Origin of the sequence: Paenibacillus sp. 37, from assembly GCF_008386395.1 — a bacterium.
GTDB classification, from domain to species: Bacteria; Bacillota; Bacilli; order Paenibacillales; family Paenibacillaceae; genus Paenibacillus; species Paenibacillus amylolyticus_B.
The window spans coordinates 6,655,017-6,674,236 of the sequence record NZ_CP043761.1 but is presented as its reverse complement, the minus strand read 5'-3'; the positions used below and the strand labels follow the sequence as shown (position 1 = coordinate 6,674,236).

Here is a 19,220-nt window from a genome sequence, read left to right as displayed (position 1 = left end):
GTGCATGTTCGCATCCTTATATTTGCTGATACTTCAGCAGATATATTCTGTTCATTTTGCGCGTAGGAGTGAATAATAATGACAGAGTTGCTTGATCCCAAGAACGATTATGTGTTCAAACGAATCTTTGGAAGTGAAGAGAATAAGGATGTTCTTCTGGCTTTTCTGAATCATACCTTCAAAAATGCAGGTGAATCTTTACTGACTGAGATTGTATTAATCAATCCTTATCTGGACAAGGATACCCCGAGGGATAAACAGTCCATTCTGGACAAGGATACCCCGAGGGATAAACAGTCCATTCTGGACAAGGATACCCCGAGGGATAAACAGTCCATTCTGGACATACGGGCTAAAACAGATCAAGGTGAGCTAATTAATGTTGAAATGCAGTTGTTTAATCAGTATGATTTAGAGAAGAGGACTTTGTTCTATTGGGGTAAACAATATTCTGGACAGTTACTTGAAGGACAGAGATATAGTCAACTCAAAAAATGTGTTGCAATCAACATTGTTAATTTCAAAATGCTCGCTAATGACCAGTACCACAACGTATTTCATTTAAGAGAAGACCATACCGATATTCCGTTGACGGATGTTATAGAGATTCATTTTATGGAAATACCAAAGCTGAATGATGAAAATATTCAAATACAGGATGGATTGGTGCGTTGGCTGTTATTTCTGAAAGGAATGACTAAATCAAGCTGGGAGGCGTTAATGATGCACGAACCGGAACCGGCTTTGAAAAAAGCCATGAGTGTATTAGAGTTTCTGAGCCAAGATGAGCAAGCACGTCAACGATATATCGACCGTCAGAAATTTCTATGGGACGAAGCTTCCATGATTGAGGGCGCACGAGAAGAGGGTCTCAAGAAAGGCATGGAGGAAGGAATTCAAAAAGGAATCGAAGAAGGGATTAAAGAAGGAATTAAAGAAGGAATTAAAGAAGGAATTAAAGAAGGTGAAGCTGAGAGCAAGCGGAAAATTGCATTGAATATGCTCACCTTGGGTCTTGATCATGAGACCATTGTCAAAGCGACGGGACTAACCTCTGCTGAGCTAAAAGCAATTCAAGAAGAAAAATAAGCTATCTATATGAGGCTACTCGCATAACATGTGGGTTGCCTTTTTTGATCTTATGTAATGTTTTCTATCACAACCATACGATGAAACTAAATTGGAAGCGGTTCAACCATTGACGGATATCGGGACGCCCCTTAATATTAGGGGAACAATAAAACACCAACACGGGTCATGGACTTCAGTCGCATGAGAAAAGTCTATATTTGTCTGCTTTTGTCGACCAAAGCAACAATGCGTTGAAGCGTTTGTTTTGTCCCGCCCTATCGTGTCAATGGAATCTCGATAAGGGTAACCACATTTTATAAGATGGAGAGGGGTTCTCACACATGAAAAAGAAATTTTGGATGTCACTGATGATGGTTGCTTCAATGATCGTTGCAGCAGGTTGCGGAAATAACAGCGGTACAGGCTCGGAATCCGAAGGATCAGGGACCACAACAGGTGGAGGAAGCGAGGAAAAATCATACCAGATTGCCATCTCGCAGATTGTTGAACATCCATCTCTGGATGCTACACGTGAAGGATTCATTGCAGCCCTGAAGGAAGCGGGCATTGAAGAGAACAAGAACCTCAAAATCGATTACAATAACGCGCAAGGTGATTCGACGAACAACCTGTCCATTGCACAGAAAATCTCGGGTGATTCCAAAAATGATCTTGTACTCGGCATCGCAACACCATCTGCGCTGGCGCTGGCTCAACAAGTGAAGGACAAGCCATTGCTGTTCGCAGCGGTAACAGACCCGTTGGGTGCCAAACTGGTGACCGATATGGACAAGCCGGGTGGCAATGTTACAGGTGCATCCGATACGAATCCGGAAGCTATTGTACAATTGGCTGACTTTATCGCTAAAAATCTGCCGGATGTGAAAACGGTGGGCTTGGTCATTAACGAAGGTGAACCAAATGCGGTGGTTATGGCAGATAATGCAGAAAAAGCGCTCGCAACACATAATATCAAGCTGGTGAAAGCACCGGTTACAAATACATCTGAAGTAAAACAGGCAACGGATTCTCTTGTTGGCAAAGTAGACGCTTTCTACATCACGCTTGATAACTCTGTCGTGAGTGCGGTTGATACGATTATCCAAACGGCGAACAGTAATAAAATTCCGTTCTTCTCCAGTGATCGGGATACCGTTGAAAAAGGAGCTTTCGCAACGGTAGGCTTCAAATATTATGATCATGGATATCAGGTGGGTGAGATGGCTGCGGACATTCTGAAAAATGGTACAAAACCTGGTGATATGAAAGTCACCGTTCCGGACAAACTGGATCTGATCCTGAACCTGAAAGCGGCTGAAGCCCAAGGTATCACGGTTACGGATGAGATGAAAGCGGAAGTAAAAGACCAGGAAAACAACATTATTCAATAATCTGACCGGAGTGTAAATCCGGCAGTATGGATGCGAGGCGAACATGCAACGGGTTCGCCTCATTCTTTTCGATAGACAGGGAGGAAGTAGTGTGAGTATAAGCTGGAATTCAATTGAAGGGGCGATCGAGCTGGGGCTTTTATATGCACTGATGGCACTTGGTGTATATATTACGTTTCGCATACTCGATTTTCCTGACCTTACCGTAGACGGAAGTTTTACAACAGGGGGCGCAATCGCGGCGGTGATGATCTCCAATGACTTTTCTCCTTGGCTCGCCTGTCTGGCGGCAATGGCTGGCGGTATGGTAGCCGGAGCTTGTACGGGCCTGCTTCATACCAAAGGCAAGATTAATGGATTGTTATCCGGGATCTTGATGATGATCGCGCTCTACTCCATTAATATGCGTATTCTTGGCGCACCGAATAAATCCATTATGGGTATGGATAATCCATTCTCAGGTGAGCATGTCATGGTACTAATTATCATCGTGGTGCTGGTGTTTAAAATCATGCTCGATCTGTTCATGAAAACAGATGTTGGACTGGCACTCCGCGCGACAGGTGATAACAAACGCATGATTCGCAGCTTTGGTGCAAATACGGATGTGACTACGATTGTAGGTGTCAGCTTATCCAATGGATTGGTTGCCCTGTCTGGTGCATTCATTGCACAGCAATCCGGCTTTGCGGACATCACGATGGGTATTGGTATGATCGTCATCGGACTGGCTTCAGTGATTATCGGTGAGGCCATTCTTGGAGCAAGAACGGTATTCTGGGCTACACTTGCAGCGATCGTTGGTTCAATCATTTATCGAATTGTGGTTGCGCTTGCCCTACAGGTCGAATGGTTTGATACATCTGATCTGAAGTTGATCACCGCGGTGATTGTCATTATTGCTCTTGTATTCCCAACGATGCAGCGCTCCATGAAGCAGCGTAGTCTGGCTCGCAAACGAACGGAAGAGTTGATGCGATCCGGGGGTCATCAGGCGAAGGGAGGTATGTGAGCATGCTGGAGATTACGCAAGTAACCAAGCTGTTCAACCCAGGCACAACGGACGAGAAGACCGCGCTGGTTGGCGTGAATCTGACGATGAATCCGGGGGATTTTGTGACGGTGATTGGCAGTAACGGAGCCGGTAAATCCACGCTGATGAACATCATTTCGGGTGTGATGAAGCCGGATATGGGCGATGTACTGATCAATGACCGCTCCATTAAAAACCTGCCGGAGCATAAGCGTAGCAGCTGGATTGGCCGGGTGTTTCAGGACCCAATGGCAGGAACAGCACCACATATGTCCATTGAAGAAAATATGGCAATGGCATACAAACGTGGCAAAGGACGCGGACTGGGCTTCGGAGTTACCCGTGCCAGACGTGAGATTTTTAACACGCAATTGGAGAAGCTGGGAATCGGACTGGAAAAGCGGCCTAACGCGAAAGTCGGTCTCTTGTCAGGTGGGGAGCGGCAGGCACTTAGTCTATTGATGGCGACCTTTACCCAACCGCAGATTCTACTGCTGGATGAGCATACGGCTGCACTTGACCCTTCACGTGCTGAACTGATCACGGAACTAACGGAGACACTTGTGCGTGAGATGAGACTGACTACATTGATGGTGACGCACAATATGGAGCAGGCCATTCGTCTGGGTAACCGTCTGATCATGATGGACAAAGGCCGAATTATTCTGGATGTCAGCGAAGAGCGCAAGCGTACGTTGACTGTACCTGAGTTGCTTGGTGAATTCGAGCGGATTAGCGGCAAAAAAATGGCGGATGATCGTGTCGTGCTGGGTTAAGGCAAGGTAATACCATATACGTAGCGTCTACAATCTAGCTATCTATAAGATAGACGATAAAAACCTTTTGCGTTCTCGCAAAGGGTTTTTATGGTATGTTGAACACGTTGAAAAAATGGAATGAATCTATACGATTTCGGATTAGCGAATTATACATAGTAGGGGGAACCAGGCATGTCTTTGCAATTGGATGAAGGGACATATACGGTAACACGGCGAACGGAATCCATTCGTCTACTCGCCAAGGAATTTGCACTGCTGCATTTTCTGTATGAAAACAAGGAAAAAGCCTTCACCCGCAGCCAACTGCTGGATCGGGTATGGCCACTGGAATATCCGGTTGAACGCACCGTGGACGATCATATCTATCGCCTGCGCAAGAAGCTGAAACGCTGGGATGAGATCCGTCTGGATACAGTACGGGGCTACGGATATCGGCTTGCTGTGCATGAGAACAAGTCCGCTCTACCCGCTAGCCCTTCTGCTCAGGACCCAGAAATGCAGGAAGTCATTCACGGATTACTTCGTAAATATCACTTGTTTGGGCAGGGAAATGCCATACAGACCCTGGTTCAACAGCAGGAAGCACTCGGCATTCAGATCGCCCCTTATTATCAGTTGTATATCCGTTTTATACAGGGAGATCTGGAATGGCTGATTACAACAAAGGAAATTCCCTTTGAGGAGCGACTATACTGGCTACTAATTTTCGTGCACCCCCTGATCGAGCCGGCGGATAGTATTCAGTTGTATGAACAGGCGCTGAATTCATCGGCATTGTCTGCCGATCAGCTTCGCGAACTCCGCATTCTGAACATCATTGAAGTCTATGTAGAGGTGGGCCAATATCAACGGGCCAAAGCACAACTGGAGGAAACGTATCGTGTAATAGAGACTGACGAGCTCAAGAATTTCAGACTGCCTGTGGCACTTGCAGCGTTGTATGTGGAACTGTGGGGTGGTAGCGGTGAAGCTGTTGAGGCCCAGATGGCAGTTCTGCGGTCAGGATTAAAGGATGAACCCTATCTGCGAGAGATCGGACGTTTTCAGGTGATGGAAGGATTATGGTTACTTCGGCAGGGACGGATTCGTGAGGCAGAGTTAAGAATGGATGACGGTCTGGATGTATTGAAAATGTCGCTGAACGCACCGCTATATCTGAATGCTGCATATCAGATTCTCCTATTCCTGGGTCATCATCGAATTGAAGGCAGACTTCGGAGTAAGTATCGACAAGTGTATGCTGAGATCGGCAAAAGTTACGGTGTTCCCGCATATGGACAGCAAATTGTAGATGAAATACGTAACTTTTTATCCCCTATCCCCCCATCCTCTGATCTTCCTCTGATATAACTTCTTTATGATTACAGCCAAGGAACATACAGACCGCTAACGGCTGTAATCAAGGGAGGAAGTACATGTATGACCGTCATTTCAACTGAATCCACATCCAATGAATCCACCGAATCGCCCGCCTCATCTGCACAATCTTCCAAAAGCTTATGGACTAACCTCCGGTTTGTCCGCATGTTTATTGCATACTCGCTAGCTACGTTTGGAGATTGGTTCGATGCACTTGCCATACAGGTGATGGTGGCCTACCGCTGGGGTGCTGATCCGCTGATTATTGCACTTATTCCTGTATGTATGGCTGTCCCGGGTATACTGCTTGGCTCCTTTGCAGGTGCTCTGGCTGATCGACTGCACAAAGTGAAAATCATGATTTTGTGTGATGTAATCACCGTGGGATTAACCGTTGCTATTTTATTCGCACCAAGCCCGGCATGGTTGCTTCCACTGCTCGCTCTGCGTGCCATGATGGGAGTGTTCCACGTTCCCGCCCAACAGGCGCTAACCCGCCAGGTGGTGGCAGAGGAGCATCTGTTTCAGGCATCGTCCCTAAATGGTTTTGTGAGCCAATGTTCGAAGGTCGCAGGGCCACTTCTGGGAGCCGTCATACTAGCCTTTTTTTCACCACAGATCTGTATATTAATCAATGCTTGTACCCGCCTGTTGTCGGGCGCAGTGTTATGGCCCTTGCGGCGTTTGGTGGAGAAGTCGGAGTCCGTTGAATCAGACGGAAGTGTTACTAATGAAAAGGATGGATCGGAATCTTTGTTCTCCCAGTGGAAGCAAGGCTGGCGTTTTATACGGAGCAGTCGCACCGTGCTGAGTACGATTCTGTTCGGCTGTTTTGGACTCATGGCCATTCTCATGATTGATTATCAGTTTACGACCCTGTTTCGGGAGATCAAGCCAGGTAATGAATCACTGCTCGGCTGGTTGGGGTCGTCGGCAGGAGCCGGGGCAGTCGTCATCATTTTGTTGTTAAATCGCTTGCCGAGAATTGGGTATGGGTGGGGGCTAGGTGGAGGATATCTGTTCATCGGGGCCGGAATTGCTGCATTAGGGTGGATTAGCCCACAAACACCTGAAAATTGGGTCTTAATCTGGGGGTTATGCATTGGGGTAGGCAATGGGCTCTTTATGGTAACACTGAATTATTTGCTGCAAAAGGAAACCCCTCCTGCCTATGTAGGGCGCGTCTTTGGCATTCAAAATTCACTATCCAGTGTTGTACTGGTCGTAGCTCCACTTGCAGGTGGAGCGCTCATTCGAGTTGCGGGTCCGAGCCCTACCTTTCAATATATCGGTCTCGCTACGCTGGCGATTGGTCTTGCTGGCATACTGCTGCAACGCATCTTATGGGAGGGGAAACAGCCTCTCATATCGGAATCAAAAGAGACCATCCCGCAGGAAACGGTCTGACAGACTCGTCCGGTTAATATTTGTTAACTTCAATGCATCTGCAATAAAAATGAACAGCCGCTTTCGGTACTCATCCGAAGGCGGCTGTTTGCACATTACATTGTTAAGCACGATTAAGCGAATCACACTTCCCACCAAGCGAAATAAGCAGTAGAGGCCAGCAGTCCACCAACCGAAAGTGATCCGCTGACAGAGAGGTTAATAGCTTGACCTGGAGGAACCACATAACGGCCAAATTCATTGGATAGAAACGGTCCCGCTTGAAGGGGCATAGCCATCAATGGGGTTGCTCCTGAAGGTGCAGCAGCAGAGAATCGTACGATGGCTGCACTGGTATTGCTGCTGGAAAGATTGCTGTTGACCGCCGTGAGTGTACTAGGAGAGCTTAGCGTTCCGTTTGCGGTCAGACTCATGGAACCGCTGAAGGAAGATAACAGATTAAGTGAGACCGTAATTCCACCAGAGAGCCGCGATACGTATAGGGTTTTCCCGCTCCCTACAGGATTGGCCAATTGTACGGTGGCGATAACCGTTCCTCCCAGCAACCCCAGTGTTGTAGAGTTGGTGGAACCTGCATTGTACAGATTGCCTGTACTGCCAGCATTATTCTCCGGAGGAGCAACAATGCCGGGAGAAATATATGTGTTCGTGTTGGACGTATAGACGGGCAGATTTAATGGATTAAATACATTGTTGTTCGGCACAGTGTGCACCTCCTTTTATCAGAATCATGTTCAGAATTCCCACCAGAAGAGATTAATGGCTGCCGTCTGACTGCCAGTTCCTAAACTGATGGATAGTGATTGTCCCGGTGGAACAAGAATGGAACCGTTTAAATTCAAAGAGTACATTCCAGCAGTGAGAGGTATGCTGAGCAAGCTTGTGAAAGTCCCCCCAAGCGTTCCGGTATTTTGCCGGGTGGTAACGATGCTGGTGTTGGTGTTACCAAGCAACGTATTAACGGGTACAGGTGTAGTTCCTACGGTTACAGTGCCGCCGGAATAAACGACCAGAGTAGCTGCAGCAGTTGTACCTCCCGAAAGGCTGGCAATACGTACTGTTCTGCCACTTCCAGTTGCATTCAGGATCTGAAGAAGAAGATTTTGACTGGCAGGAATCGCTATATTATTGGTCGTCAGGGCAAAAAAACTGCCTGCCGCAGCCGCACCGGTATCTACTGAAGCTTCAATACCCGGGGCTGCATAAGTGTTGGTCATTTGAGTGAACAGGGGCCCATTAGACTGGTTGAATACATTAGAGTTTGTCATCTTGTCCCCCCCTCTGAATAGATGGAAATGGTCTGGCGATACTATTTGTTTCGCATGTCCTCATTACTTGCATTGTATGTAAGAACAAGAGAAAGCGTTTGGGAACGGACTGCAAATTCCAAAATAACGGCAGATGCCGTGCCCGTAAATCCGATCCGGGCATACGATGCGTAAGCACATTTTTTAAGGGGAAATCGAGATGAGTCGAACAGCAAAGCAAAGCAAGAAGAGAACGAAGCAACCAACTAAATATGTCAGTCGCCGCCGTTCCCGTCATTCCTGCCGCGCTAAATTGCTGAAACCCCCTTGTTCCCGGATTACTCGTCCCCGGTTCAAGCAGGGTGCTTCCTCACGTAGTACGAAACTCCCTGGTGCTATTCATTGTTTTACAGAGCATACGTATGTCGGAGCCGAAACCAGTAGCAGTATGGATTCACTCCCGGCACAAGACACCTCATCACTCAGCATGTATACCTATGGCGTTGTGAATCGGGGAAAACATCCGGCTCTTGTACAGATCCAGATCAGCCCAAATGCCGTGGATTATGCTGTGGACAGCCAGGAGGTGGTCGCGGGAGGCCAGACCAAAGCGCTGGTACCATTGCGATTTTTACACTATACCCGGCTTGCCATTCGATCCGTTGAACCGGATCAACCGACCCGGCTCGACGTTTACTTTCAGGCACAACGTATGCCGTAAGGGAGTATGATCTCACAGATTTGACTAGGGAGGAGGACGAGGCACATGCCTAACTTTACGACGTTTAATACGAATCCGGATAATCTAAGAACGTTGATTTTCGGCCAGGATAGTACAGGGACAGCCCAGCCTGTCAGAACCGATACGAGCGGGAATGTGGTTGGCATTATTTTGGACGGGACCATTAGTAATATCTCAGGTCTGACTACCGTTACAATTAACGCAGGAACCATTACCAACATTCTGAACGGAACGATTACGAGTGTACTTGGAGCGACCATCACGGCAGGTACGATTAATAGTGTGCTGGGAGCCACCGTAACAGCCGGAACACTAACGAACTTGCTGAATGGTACGATTACGAGTGTATTGGGAGCAACGATTACCGCAGGAACGATCACGAGTGTGCTCGGAGCCACGGTGACCGCAGGAACGCTGACCAACTTGCTGAATGGTACAATCACAAGTGTATTGGGAGCGACGATTACCGCAGGAACGATCACGAGTGTGCTTGGAGCCACGGTGACCGCAGGAACGCTGACCAACTTGCTGAATGGTACAATCACAAGTGTATTGGGAGCGACGATTACCGCCGGAACGATCACGAGTGTGCTCGGAGCCACGGTGACCGCAGGAACACTGACCAACTTGCTGAATGGTACAATCACAAGTGTATTGGGAGCGACGATTACCGCCGGAACGATCACCAGTGTGCTTGGAGCAACGATTACAGCGGGTACCATCACAGGTATACTCGGAGCGACAATTACAGCCGGAACACTGACGAACCTGCTGAATGGTACGATCACGAGTGTATTGGGAGCAACGATTACCGCAGGAACACTGACAAACTTATTGAACGGAACCATCACAAGCGTACTTGGCGCAACCGTGACTGCAGGGACGTTGACAAACCTGCTGAATGGTACAATCACCAGCGTGCTAGGTGCTACAATTACCGCGGGAACACTTAGCAGTGTGACGTCCATTTCACAGAAGAGTTTTCAGGAGTCCCAACTCATAAGCACCCCGACCGCAAACACCTTCACAGCGCTCCCAGCGGTTACGACCAGTGTATTTGGCACGTATTCTTTCTTTGTATATAACCGGGGGCCGGGTGTAAACCGGGTAGATGCTCTTGTTGAGATCAGCGCCAACGGAACGAACTGGTACACGGATGTAACGACGGTAACAGGCATTTTGTCCGGGTCAGTCGATGTATTGGTTCCGCAGCGTTTTCTCAAATACACGCGTCTTTCCTACCGCTCCAGCCTAATCGGTGCACCAAGCACGATTGATGTGTTCTTCAATGGACAAGGCACATAACCCATTTATTTGTCATATAGGTACATGGAGTTCCTTTGATGGACTTCATGTATTTTTTTGTATTGGAGGTGTTTGCATTGAAGAACCGTTTACTTGGAATCCATATGATTGTGCAAAATGAAGAACATCACCTGCCCCGCTGTCTCGACAGCTTGAAGCATATCAGCACGGAATGTTTTATTACCGATACCGGCTCATCTGACCGTACACCCGAGATCGCCAGAACGTACGGAGCAACGGTGTTGCACGCCTGTTGGCAAGATGACTTTGCCCATGCACGAAATATCAGTCTGCCTCTGGCGAGCACGGAATGGGTCCTGTGTTTGGATGCGGATGAATACGTTACGCAGGGATTGGAAGAACTGCTGAATTTTTTACCTAAAGTCCATAAAAGCATTTCGAGATTACGTATCACCATAGAGAATCGATACGGTGAAGAGGTAGAAGAGAACGTTATCTCTCAGCCAGTGAGACTGTTCCGTGCTCATCAGGGATATCGATACAAGGGGCGTATTCATGAGCAATTGGTTCGTAGTGGCCCAAGCGAGCTTGTCCAGGAAGAGGCTGGTGATATGGATAAGAGCGAGACCTTTACAGGTGAGGAACATATGTTGATCGAAACAGAACCGCTTGCTCCACTATGTCTGGTTCATGATGGATATCTGGCCTCAACGATTTCGAAGGAACATAAACCAAGACGTAATTTAAAGCTGATTGAGCGGGAACTCGCAGATGAGCCTGCACAGCCTTTTCACCTGTACAATCTGGGAGTAACGTATTGCCAGCTTGGTCAGATCGAACAGGCAATTGAAGTGTTCCGTGAATCATTACACCTGACAGAGTTGCTCGCGCCATATCGACCAACACTGGTTAGAGATTATGCAAAGACCCTTGTGGGATCGGAACATTACGACGAGGCGCATGCAATTCTGGCTTTGGAAAGACAGCGATATCCATCTTATGCTGATCTGCACCTGCTGTATGGGGAGACGTTGGAGCAGCAAGGTTTGGAGGAGCGTGCATATCAATCGTATGCCCGAGCAACGGACTGCTGGGAGAGAACGAACCGTGTTGGACAGAGTGATGGCGGTAGCATGTTAGACGCGTCATATGTAACGGAAGCGGGTTCTAACAGTTACAGAGCCTATACTGCCATGGCAAGACTTGCACAGAAAAGGGGATTCCTGAATGAGTCTGCACATCTGTACGGGCTGGCTCTGAACAGTATGTTCACATATGCTCCGGCATGGGCCGGGTTGGCAGACGTGCTGCAACAATCTGGTGAAACCGATGAGAACATAGCAGAAACATTACTTTCCAGAAGCAGCGGAATCGGAGAGTTAGATCAAGGTGATTTGATTCGTGGTAAAATGCCCCATTCATATGCAATGACAAATGAGGATCATCTGTTGCAAGTGATTTATGTTCTAACAGGCTGTGGAGCATATGAGCAGGCATTGAAAATGCTGGATACAGATGCGCGTACTGCTCGTATCCATGTTGTGGATCGAATACATTGGATGTTATGTGCGAATAGGGTTTCCGAAGCACTGCAACTGGCAGAAGAACACTGGAGCGTGGGGTGTGTAAATGAAGTCAATCTGCTGGCTGAGCACAGAATGGATTGGGCACTGGCTTGTTGGACCAACGGATTACCATTATCCGAGGCGTTCCTCGCAACTACGCTTCCACAAGAAAAGAACGTTTGGAAGGTCATGGATCGACTGCTGAATCAGTTAACCAAGGAGCCGCGAAGCATGAAACTTGCTTCACATGAACAAAAGCTTATGCAATGGGGTCCGCATTCAGAGATGGTAGCAGAAAAGGTTGTGCGGCAAGCCATAAAGACAGGACAGCTTACACTTGCTGAGCAACTGCATGAGTTGCGGGCCATGATGATGTGTGACCATTGGGGAACGGCTATAACTTTACGACGGGAGTTTGCAAGTCTGCTGTATCGTCAGGGGTATACCATGGTAGCCGCGAACATCCTGATTCAGTGCATGACCGAGAGTGAACTGGATGCCGAAGGTTTATTCTGGCTGGGTGAAACGCTGTATGCCAAAGGTCACAATGATCAAGCGCTCTCTCTGTTCGAGCAGGCTCTGGAGCGGGAGCCTGATATGTGGCAGGCCCGAGCTGGAGTAGCTGTATGTTACATGCAATTGGCAATGGAGGCGATTCAGCAGGAATTGGTACGTTCTCCGTCTTCAGGGGTACTCGCTGCACAATATACCGCATTGGAACAAAGGCTGCAAACCACCGGGGGCATCCCGTGGCGTACGCTTTTCCATGCAAAGGAAAGGAGGAATCAGCTTGCGAGCGGAACGAATTTCCCTATGCATGATCGTGAAGGATGAGGAAGAGTTACTGCCTCATTGTCTTGCCAGTGTCCAGGGATCGGTGGACGAAATTATTGTGGTGGACACCGGTTCATCGGATCGCAGCGCGGAGATTGCGCAGCAATATGGAGCGGTGGTTGTGCGATTTGAGTGGTGCGAAGATTTTGCCGCAGCACGGAATGCTGGCCTGGAGCAGGCTTCCGGCGACTGGATTCTTTTTCTTGATGCGGACGAGGTGCTCGATAGGGCTGCGCGGGAGCAGATCAGGAGCTGGACGTCGGTCAGCGGATGTGACGGATTGTTTTTAAACATTCATAACTATACAGGTACGGGTCAGCAGGGGGTTACCGTGAATCCGGTTTTGCGTCTCTTCCGTAATGCCCCGGAGCATCGGTTCGAAGGTCGGATTCATGAGCAGATTGCGGCGGCGATTTGCCGTAGGAATCCAGAGGCGGCTTTTTATGTGACGGACATGGTCATCCATCATTATGGGTATCAGACGGCGATTGTGGAGCGCAAAGATAAGGTGAACCGTAATGTTCGCCTGCTGCAACAGGCAGTGCAGGAAGAACCGGATCAGCCATTCCATCACTATAATCTGGGTGTCGAGTATCTGCGTGTGGGGGAAGCGGAGCGGGCTTTGGAGACGTTTGGTGTGGCTCGGATGGGGATTGATCCTGCGGTGACCAGTTACGCGCATTTGCTGTTCAAATATGAAGTTCGTTGTCTCCAGCACCTGAATCGCTGGCAGGAGGCATTGGATCGCATTGATGCTGCGCTTGAACTCTTTCCAGAGTACACGGATCTGATGCACCATCGCGGGGTATGTGCAGACGCATTGGGTGATGCAGATCGGGCAGAATATTCGCTGCGTGAAGCTGTCCGTATGGGACCACCTCCACCCATATATCATACGGAAGAAGGCATCGGCACCTATCAGACGTGGTATATGTTAGGACGATTACTGGAAGGAAGGGCAGATCTGGAGGGTGCGGTGGATGCTTACGTGGAAGCGGTACGTGCCAAATCGAGTCTGTTACCGCCGCTCTATCGGATATTCCGAATTATGCGAGTCTCCGGGCAGGAACATCAGATTCCTGAGCTGGTGAGGGAGCGCTTTGCAATCGGTTCGGAAGAGGCTACACACAAAGTATTGGGCATTTTGGAGCAAAGTCGTTGTTATGAAGCGGCTCTGCAATTGTTACTGGGTGTATCCTCACAACCCTCCGCAGAGATGAGGGAGCGTTTATCTGTGGCGGAGGCGATGCTCCAAATCCAACAGGGAAGATGGAACAAGGCTCGTCTGAAACTGGAACCTGTGCAGCGCAAAAAAGGGTTGCTCGCAACTTCATCTGCCCGGTGGCTCGAACGTTTGGAGTGGATCGAGGGGAAGGAAGTCAACGGAGATGATCCATTGACGTTGTGGTTGAAGCGTAGTTCTCAGGGAGGTGCAGCAGTAACTGATGATGAGGAATCTACTGTGCAGACAGGGCGAACGGTGGGTCTGAGAGTAACAACGAAGAAGGACAGGGGCTCCAGCATAGACGGAACGGTTGCAGGAACAGAGTATGATGGCTGGCAGGCCCTTGGACTGATGATGGAGGGATGTGTACAGTCAGGGAGATGGAAAGAGCTGCATGGCCTGATTCAGATGTGTCGACACCAATTGGTGGGAGCAGGATTATCTGCGGGAGAGAGCGTTCGAGTGGGAGAGAAGGAGAAAGAGGAAGGGAAGAGGAGCGAGAAGGATAAGGATATGGATAGGGAAAAAGGAGAAGATATGGGAGCATTCCCTGGATCTTTGGATACGCTGGTGGGAACCAGTTGGTTGGTGAAAGGATTGGTTAGTGCTGCGGATCATCATCTGGGGTTGTTCGCTCAGCATACAGATGGACAGCGGCATCGATGTTGGCCTGTTATTCAACATATTCGGCTGGAGTTGCCGGGAGCGGACGGGTTTGAGAGCTGAGAGGGGATCAGGCAGGTGCGGGGGTTCAACTTAATTCAGCGGGCTAATGGGTGGGGCCGAACTCCGTTGGTGAGGGGTGGTGATGAATATGGGCATAGGGATTAGCTTGTGTATGATCGTGAAGGATGAAGCCGGATCACTTCAGCGGTGCTTGAATGCAGTCAGGAATGTTGTGGATGAGATCATCATCGTGGATACCGGATCGGTAGATAATACAATCGAAATTGCCCGCCTTCATGGTGCCGTTGTAATTCGTACGGAATGGAACGGAGATTTCAGTGAAGCCCGTAACCTGTCGCTGGCTGCTGCTACGAAACCGTGGATTCTGGTGCTTGATGCGGATGAAGTATGGGTACAGACTCCGCAGATGAAGGAAGAACTCGTGCAGTTGTTAGCGGCAAGCAGAGACGATGTATGGGGATATTGGCTACAAGTCACGAGTCTGCTGGGTGTGTCCGGTGAAGAACGTGTGACGGATGCGGTATGTCGATTGTTCCGAAATGATCCCCGAATTGCCTTTCAGGGCAGAATTCATGAAGAGATTGCTTCTTCCATCATGGCACTGGCTCCGCAAGGTGTGCTTCATTCTGGACTTGAGGTCATTCATTACGGATATCTGGAGCAGGCGATTACTGCCAAAAATAAAGGTGCACGCAACATGCAGTTGATACGTTCCGCGTTGAATCAGGAGGTAGATCAACCGGAGTTGTTGTATGCTCTGGCTACCGAATGGTTTCAGCAAGCGAAGTATGATGAAGCACTCCGGTTGTTGCAGCCATTATTGGCACAACTTATGCCGGAGTGTGGATATCACTCGGATTTGGTGCTGAAAACGGCTTACGCCTGGCGAGAGATTGGTAGTCCAGAACGGGCACTTGCTGTAGTGGAAGCATGGGCGCCCGTGTATGAGGATTTTCCGGATTTGTTGGAGCTTGGTGCTGTACTCGAACTGGATCAAGGGAGAGAGGATGTGGCCTTAGACTGGTTAAATCAGGCTAAATCAGCTGCCTCCACAGCCAGCAGGTATACATCAGTCTCTGGTGCCGGGACCTATCGGAGCCTGGCGCTGGAAGGCATGGCATATGAGAGGGCTGGCCGCTGGGCAGAGGCAGAAGCCGCGTACATAGCGGCGCTGGGCATACAACCCGGCAGCTTGCCTGCATGGCAGCGGCTGTTGTTGCTGGCCGCAGCGACAGGGCGGCCGCATTCCATCGCCAGCGTTGCCGCTCGGGTAAGCTTGCCGCCTGCGGCATGGCAAGCGCTGATCCCGGCCGCGCTTGCCGCGCATCGGCCGGAGTGGCTGCTGCGCCACGCGGCGGCGCTTGCTGCCCCGCTGCTTGCACAGCCGCTTGCCGCCGGGCTTGCGCTGGCCCAGCTGGGCGAGGACGCCGCGGCTCGGGCGGCTTTGCAGCTCTGGGCGGCGCATGCGCAGCACGGGCCAGAGGCAGCCCTGGCGCTGTGGGCGCTGGGCCACAAGCAGCCCGGCAGGCGCAGCGCCCGAGCGGCGGCTCGCCAGCAGGCAGCGCTGCCCGCCGCGGCCCACGCCGCCGAGGCGCTGCTGCAGCGCGGGGCCAGGGCTCGCAGCAGCATGGCGTCTAGCCCGCCCGGCGATGCAACGCCCGGCGGCTCTGCCGGGCCTGTGCCTGGCGGCGTGCTCGCCGCTGCGCAAGCGCTCGCCGGCGTAGGCGCCTGGGCCGCATGGCTGCGTCTGCTGCAAGCCCTGCCGCCTCGCGGCGCGCTGGCGTTGCTCGCAGCGCTTCCGCCTGCGGCACGCTGCGGGCTGCTGCGCGCACCCGCGAGCGTCCGCGAAGGGCTGCTTGCGCTATGCGGCACGCCTGACGGCGCGCAGCAGCCCCACGCGGACGCGGTGCCCACCCCGGAGCGCACCGCTCACGCGCTCCTCGCGGGCACGCTCGCGCTGCTCGCCGGGCGGCAGAACCTGGCGCGTGAATGGGCTGAATCGGCCCAACTCACTGCGCGGCAATCTGCCGCCACAGGTCGCCCGGCGACGACAATTCCGCCGGGCCTGCACACCCTGCTGCGCCTGACAGCACCCGGCGCAGCCTCTGCTGATGAATACACCAACCAGTGCAACATGTTACTGGTACACCTATAATTTCCTTTAATCTTTAATCTTTAATCTTTAATCTTTAATCACTAATCTCTGATTCCTAGTCCCCAACCTCCAACCCCCCTGTACATCCCCACATATTCCCGCAATAGACCATCCGATTGAAATTGCAAAAGCAACGGAGCTACCGGTAATCGGAGCATTGCCCGAACCGTGCATGGTTCCGTTGCTAATGGGTGAAGCCCTCAAGCCCTCAATTTTCCACTCTGCACTTAAATCAGCGTAACCCAATTCGTCTCAACCTTTGCATATCACCGCTCGAAAACAGCGGATCGGCGTGCCGTACATGTCAGACCAGATGGCATCGTCCGGCTCTACCACATTCAGCTTATCTTCAATGGTTAATCCGGTGACAGCCATGATTGTCTCCAGCAGATCAGGCCGCATCTCGGGTACATCGAAAGTAGCGATCAACTGTCCGTTTGGCTTCAGCACCCGAGCGAATTCACGAAACGCCCGCAGCATCGTGCCTGTATCCAGATGCTCCAGTACAGAGATACAGAACACCCGATCAAACTTACCCGACTCATACGGAAGCTGGGCCAGATTAGCCTTTGCGCGCTGCAATCGGACGAGAGTGGATTCCGGCAGATCATGGGCGGCCTGCTCGCCAAAATCAGAAACAATATCCAGTCTTATCGCCTCTTCAGACAAAATGCGTTCATCCCAATCGCAGGCGTGAACCTCACGGCAGTGTTCGGCAAGCCAGAATTTGAACGGATGGGAGATGCCGCAGGCTGCATCAAGGACTACATCGTCTGGACGTGCAAACCGCCGGGCCCATTCATATTCGTAGGGACGGCTCCACCATGCCGGATGCAGGGGGAAGACCAATGTGTCCGTTTTAGGGTCACTTTGCCTAATGTATCTTGATTCCATGAATTCCGGTGCCTTGGGCGTATCCATCATCCCCGAATTCCCTCCTTTAATCCTGTCTCTGCCAAAAATGATTCCAACACCGTGCTCCACCGGCTCCGCCACCTGGCAAGATCATAGGACAGTGCAGTCTCGCGCGCATAGATTCCCAGTCGTTCTCGCTCGGCCCGATCCTGTACGAGACGAACCAGAGCAGCGGTTAGTTCCTGCTCGCCGGGAGGTACCAGTAGCCCATTAAAACCATCCTGAATGAGATCATTCAATCCGCCGACATTGGAGGCAATTACCGGGAGTCCACAGCTCATCGCTTCCAGACAGGCATAGGAGGTACCCTCCGAGAATATTGTTGGAATTACGGCGATATCTGCCTGATGGTAGGCCTCCCGAATATCCCTGAAATCATACGTGCGCTGGTTAATTCGCCCCGCATGTGGATGAGTACGATGCCAGTAACGAAAGACTCTCCCGACCGTACTGCCTTCGACCAATTCCCCGGCAAATTCAACCTCCAGATCTGGAAAGGCTCCGAGTAGTTTATCCGCCGCCAGCATCATTGGAATAATACCCCGTTCCATGCTGATGCGACGCGGATATATGATGCGAATTGGGCGGGGAGAGGTCATCCGGGCATCTACAGTTTTCTTTTCAACCTGTCCCTGAATGGGACCATTAACCTGATATTCAGCATCTGCTTCTGCTAGAACATCTGTAGCCCAATCCGTTGCATTTCGGAGGTTACGAGCAACCCTATACGTTTCGCCATTTACCTCGGCTGTTTCCAGTTTTGATAATTCCAAATGGAGATCTACCGCTCCCTTCTCCTCTCGTTCTTGATCGTCTGTATCCCCACCTCCATCTCCGTTAGCCTTCGCACTGTACGCTCCATCACCACTTGGTCCAGCCTGGCTTTCCTCAGCTTTCATCCCTGATATAACTGCACCAACATTTTCTCCATGACTCGCCAGATCATTCTTCCATGCGACAAGCCATTCGTCTTCCTGTTTCTGCTCGAAGGTCCGTGTTGGCGGGGCTGGTGTGAAATAGGACGTATCCACTGCGTTGGGAATCAGGACAACCTGTCTTGGATCGGTATAGGTGCACGCAGCCCGGCAAAAGGTCTGAAAATGAGAATCCACGGATACAATGCGCACGAGTCCATCCAGAGCCAGTTGAATATGTTCCGCGACTTGTTGTTTGGTCTCCAGTGGCAGTCCGGGACGATCCCAGTTAATGCCGTGACAGATGCCAAGACTGCCGGGTTTGTAGGTGATGGGTTGCCACAGACAGCTGGCATAGATCACTGGGCCGCGCGCTGCGGCTGCCATCCGGTCAAAGGCTTCCGGTACATTATCCATGTCGTACGAATAACCAAATACGTCAATCTGCTCCGTCCGAGTCTGGAATGCTTCAAAATAAGAGAGCTGATGAACTTCAGGAATATGCCCGAGTCCACGGATGACACTGCACAGTTCCAGAATATAGCGTTCCAGTCCACCACCAAATACACGACCGAATTCCCGGTTGTACCCGTCGGTGAAACTATGTGTCAGAATACTCACCACGCCCAT

15 protein-coding genes are annotated in these 19,220 nt (G+C 50.5%); 11 read left to right on the top strand and 4 right to left on the bottom strand.

The window, feature by feature from the left end; all coding sequences use genetic code 11:
* The first annotated feature begins 78 nt into the window (after positions 1 to 78).
* The 6 genes from F0220_RS28585 (at position 79) to F0220_RS28560 (ending at position 7,040) form a co-directional block, all read left to right on the top strand.
* Positions 79 to 1,089 (top strand): Rpn family recombination-promoting nuclease/putative transposase, encoded by a 1,011-nt coding sequence (locus tag F0220_RS28585; RefSeq protein ID WP_149846870.1) that lies wholly within the window; start codon positions 79 to 81, stop codon positions 1,087 to 1,089.
* Positions 1,090 to 1,412: 323 nt separating this feature from the next.
* Complete coding sequence (locus F0220_RS28580) at positions 1,413 to 2,462, top strand: ABC transporter substrate-binding protein (RefSeq protein WP_047840843.1); 1,050 nt, start codon at positions 1,413 to 1,415, stop codon at positions 2,460 to 2,462.
* A gap of 151 nt (positions 2,463 to 2,613) precedes the next feature.
* The gene (locus F0220_RS28575; RefSeq protein WP_051154091.1) at positions 2,614 to 3,474 is read left to right on the top strand and encodes an ABC transporter permease; all 861 of its coding nucleotides are present in this window, start codon (positions 2,614 to 2,616) and stop codon (positions 3,472 to 3,474) included.
* Between the two features lie 2 nt (positions 3,475 to 3,476).
* Positions 3,477 to 4,271: an ABC transporter ATP-binding protein gene (locus tag F0220_RS28570; protein WP_036606660.1), complete on the top strand. Its 795-nt coding sequence runs from the start codon at positions 3,477 to 3,479 to the stop codon at positions 4,269 to 4,271.
* A gap of 174 nt (positions 4,272 to 4,445) precedes the next feature.
* Positions 4,446 to 5,624, top strand: coding sequence for a winged helix-turn-helix domain-containing protein (locus tag F0220_RS28565; RefSeq protein WP_105600315.1), 1,179 nt, complete (start codon positions 4,446 to 4,448; stop codon positions 5,622 to 5,624).
* A gap of 69 nt (positions 5,625 to 5,693) precedes the next feature.
* On the top strand, positions 5,694 to 7,040 hold the full coding sequence (locus F0220_RS28560) for an MFS transporter (protein WP_105600314.1): 1,347 nt from the start codon (positions 5,694 to 5,696) through the stop codon (positions 7,038 to 7,040).
* 122 nt (positions 7,041 to 7,162) lie between these two features.
* Here the strand turns inward: F0220_RS28560 and F0220_RS28555 are convergent, their stop codons facing one another.
* Together F0220_RS28555 and F0220_RS28550 are read right to left on the bottom strand one after the other, a co-directional pair.
* Positions 7,163 to 7,744 carry a hypothetical protein gene (locus F0220_RS28555; protein WP_105600312.1) on the bottom strand — a complete coding sequence of 194 codons (582 nt, stop codon included), beginning with the start codon at positions 7,742 to 7,744 and terminating at the stop codon, positions 7,163 to 7,165.
* 30 nt (positions 7,745 to 7,774) lie between these two features.
* On the bottom strand, positions 7,775 to 8,308 hold the full coding sequence (locus F0220_RS28550) for a hypothetical protein (protein WP_105600311.1): 534 nt from the start codon (positions 8,306 to 8,308) through the stop codon (positions 7,775 to 7,777).
* 199 nt (positions 8,309 to 8,507) lie between these two features.
* Here F0220_RS28550 and F0220_RS28545 point away from each other — a divergent pair, with 199 nt between their 5' ends.
* The 5 genes from F0220_RS28545 (at position 8,508) to F0220_RS28525 (ending at position 16,761) form a co-directional block, all read left to right on the top strand.
* Positions 8,508 to 9,008, top strand: coding sequence for a DUF6385 domain-containing protein (locus F0220_RS28545; protein WP_105600309.1), 501 nt, complete (start codon positions 8,508 to 8,510; stop codon positions 9,006 to 9,008).
* A gap of 45 nt (positions 9,009 to 9,053) precedes the next feature.
* Positions 9,054 to 10,334, top strand: coding sequence for a DUF6385 domain-containing protein (locus F0220_RS28540; RefSeq protein WP_223199805.1), 1,281 nt, complete (start codon positions 9,054 to 9,056; stop codon positions 10,332 to 10,334).
* Positions 10,335 to 10,411: 77 nt separating this feature from the next.
* Positions 10,412 to 12,694: a glycosyltransferase gene (locus F0220_RS28535; protein WP_181155507.1), complete on the top strand. Its 2,283-nt coding sequence runs from the start codon at positions 10,412 to 10,414 to the stop codon at positions 12,692 to 12,694.
* Entirely contained in the window at positions 12,651 to 14,645 is a 1,995-nt protein-coding gene (locus tag F0220_RS28530; RefSeq protein ID WP_181155506.1) for a tetratricopeptide repeat-containing glycosyltransferase family 2 protein, read from the top strand. The genes F0220_RS28535 and F0220_RS28530 overlap by 44 nt, the downstream gene beginning before the upstream one ends.
* An 88-nt stretch (positions 14,646 to 14,733) precedes the next feature.
* Positions 14,734 to 16,761, top strand: coding sequence for a glycosyltransferase family 2 protein (locus F0220_RS28525; RefSeq protein ID WP_181156156.1), 2,028 nt, complete (start codon positions 14,734 to 14,736; stop codon positions 16,759 to 16,761).
* A 252-nt stretch (positions 16,762 to 17,013) separates the two neighbouring features.
* Here the strand turns inward: F0220_RS28525 and F0220_RS28520 are convergent, their stop codons facing one another.
* The gene (locus tag F0220_RS28520) at positions 17,014 to 17,685 is read right to left on the bottom strand and encodes a class I SAM-dependent methyltransferase (protein ID WP_091012623.1); all 672 of its coding nucleotides are present in this window, start codon (positions 17,683 to 17,685) and stop codon (positions 17,014 to 17,016) included.
* Positions 17,682 to 19,220, bottom strand: a complete 1,539-nt coding sequence (locus tag F0220_RS33080; RefSeq protein WP_223199804.1) for a glycosyltransferase family 4 protein — start codon at positions 19,218 to 19,220, stop codon at positions 17,682 to 17,684. Before F0220_RS33080 ends, F0220_RS28520 begins: the two co-directional genes overlap by 4 nt.

What these genes read in the sequence shown, in the direction of transcription:
- F0220_RS28585 (WP_149846870.1), top strand. Translation starts at nt 79, where the DNA reads ATGACAGAGTTGCTTGATCCCAAGAACGATTATGTGTTCAAACGAATC.
- F0220_RS28580 (WP_047840843.1), top strand. Translation starts at nt 1,413, where the DNA reads ATGAAAAAGAAATTTTGGATGTCACTGATGATGGTTGCTTCAATGATC.
- F0220_RS28575 (WP_051154091.1), top strand. Translation starts at nt 2,614, where the DNA reads ATGGCACTTGGTGTATATATTACGTTTCGCATACTCGATTTTCCTGAC.
- F0220_RS28570 (WP_036606660.1), top strand. Translation starts at nt 3,477, where the DNA reads ATGCTGGAGATTACGCAAGTAACCAAGCTGTTCAACCCAGGCACAACG.
- F0220_RS28565 (WP_105600315.1), top strand. Translation starts at nt 4,446, where the DNA reads ATGTCTTTGCAATTGGATGAAGGGACATATACGGTAACACGGCGAACG.
- F0220_RS28560 (WP_105600314.1), top strand. Translation starts at nt 5,694, where the DNA reads ATGACCGTCATTTCAACTGAATCCACATCCAATGAATCCACCGAATCG.
- F0220_RS28550 (WP_105600311.1), bottom strand. Translation starts at nt 8,308, where the DNA reads ATGACAAACTCTAATGTATTCAACCAGTCTAATGGGCCCCTGTTCACT.
- F0220_RS28545 (WP_105600309.1), top strand. Translation starts at nt 8,508, where the DNA reads ATGAGTCGAACAGCAAAGCAAAGCAAGAAGAGAACGAAGCAACCAACT.
- F0220_RS28540 (WP_223199805.1), top strand. Translation starts at nt 9,054, where the DNA reads ATGCCTAACTTTACGACGTTTAATACGAATCCGGATAATCTAAGAACG.
- F0220_RS28525 (WP_181156156.1), top strand. Translation starts at nt 14,734, where the DNA reads ATGGGCATAGGGATTAGCTTGTGTATGATCGTGAAGGATGAAGCCGGA.
- F0220_RS28520 (WP_091012623.1), bottom strand. Translation starts at nt 17,685, where the DNA reads ATGATGGATACGCCCAAGGCACCGGAATTCATGGAATCAAGATACATT.
- F0220_RS33080 (WP_223199804.1), bottom strand. Translation starts at nt 19,220, where the DNA reads ATGGGCGTGGTGAGTATTCTGACACATAGTTTCACCGACGGGTACAAC.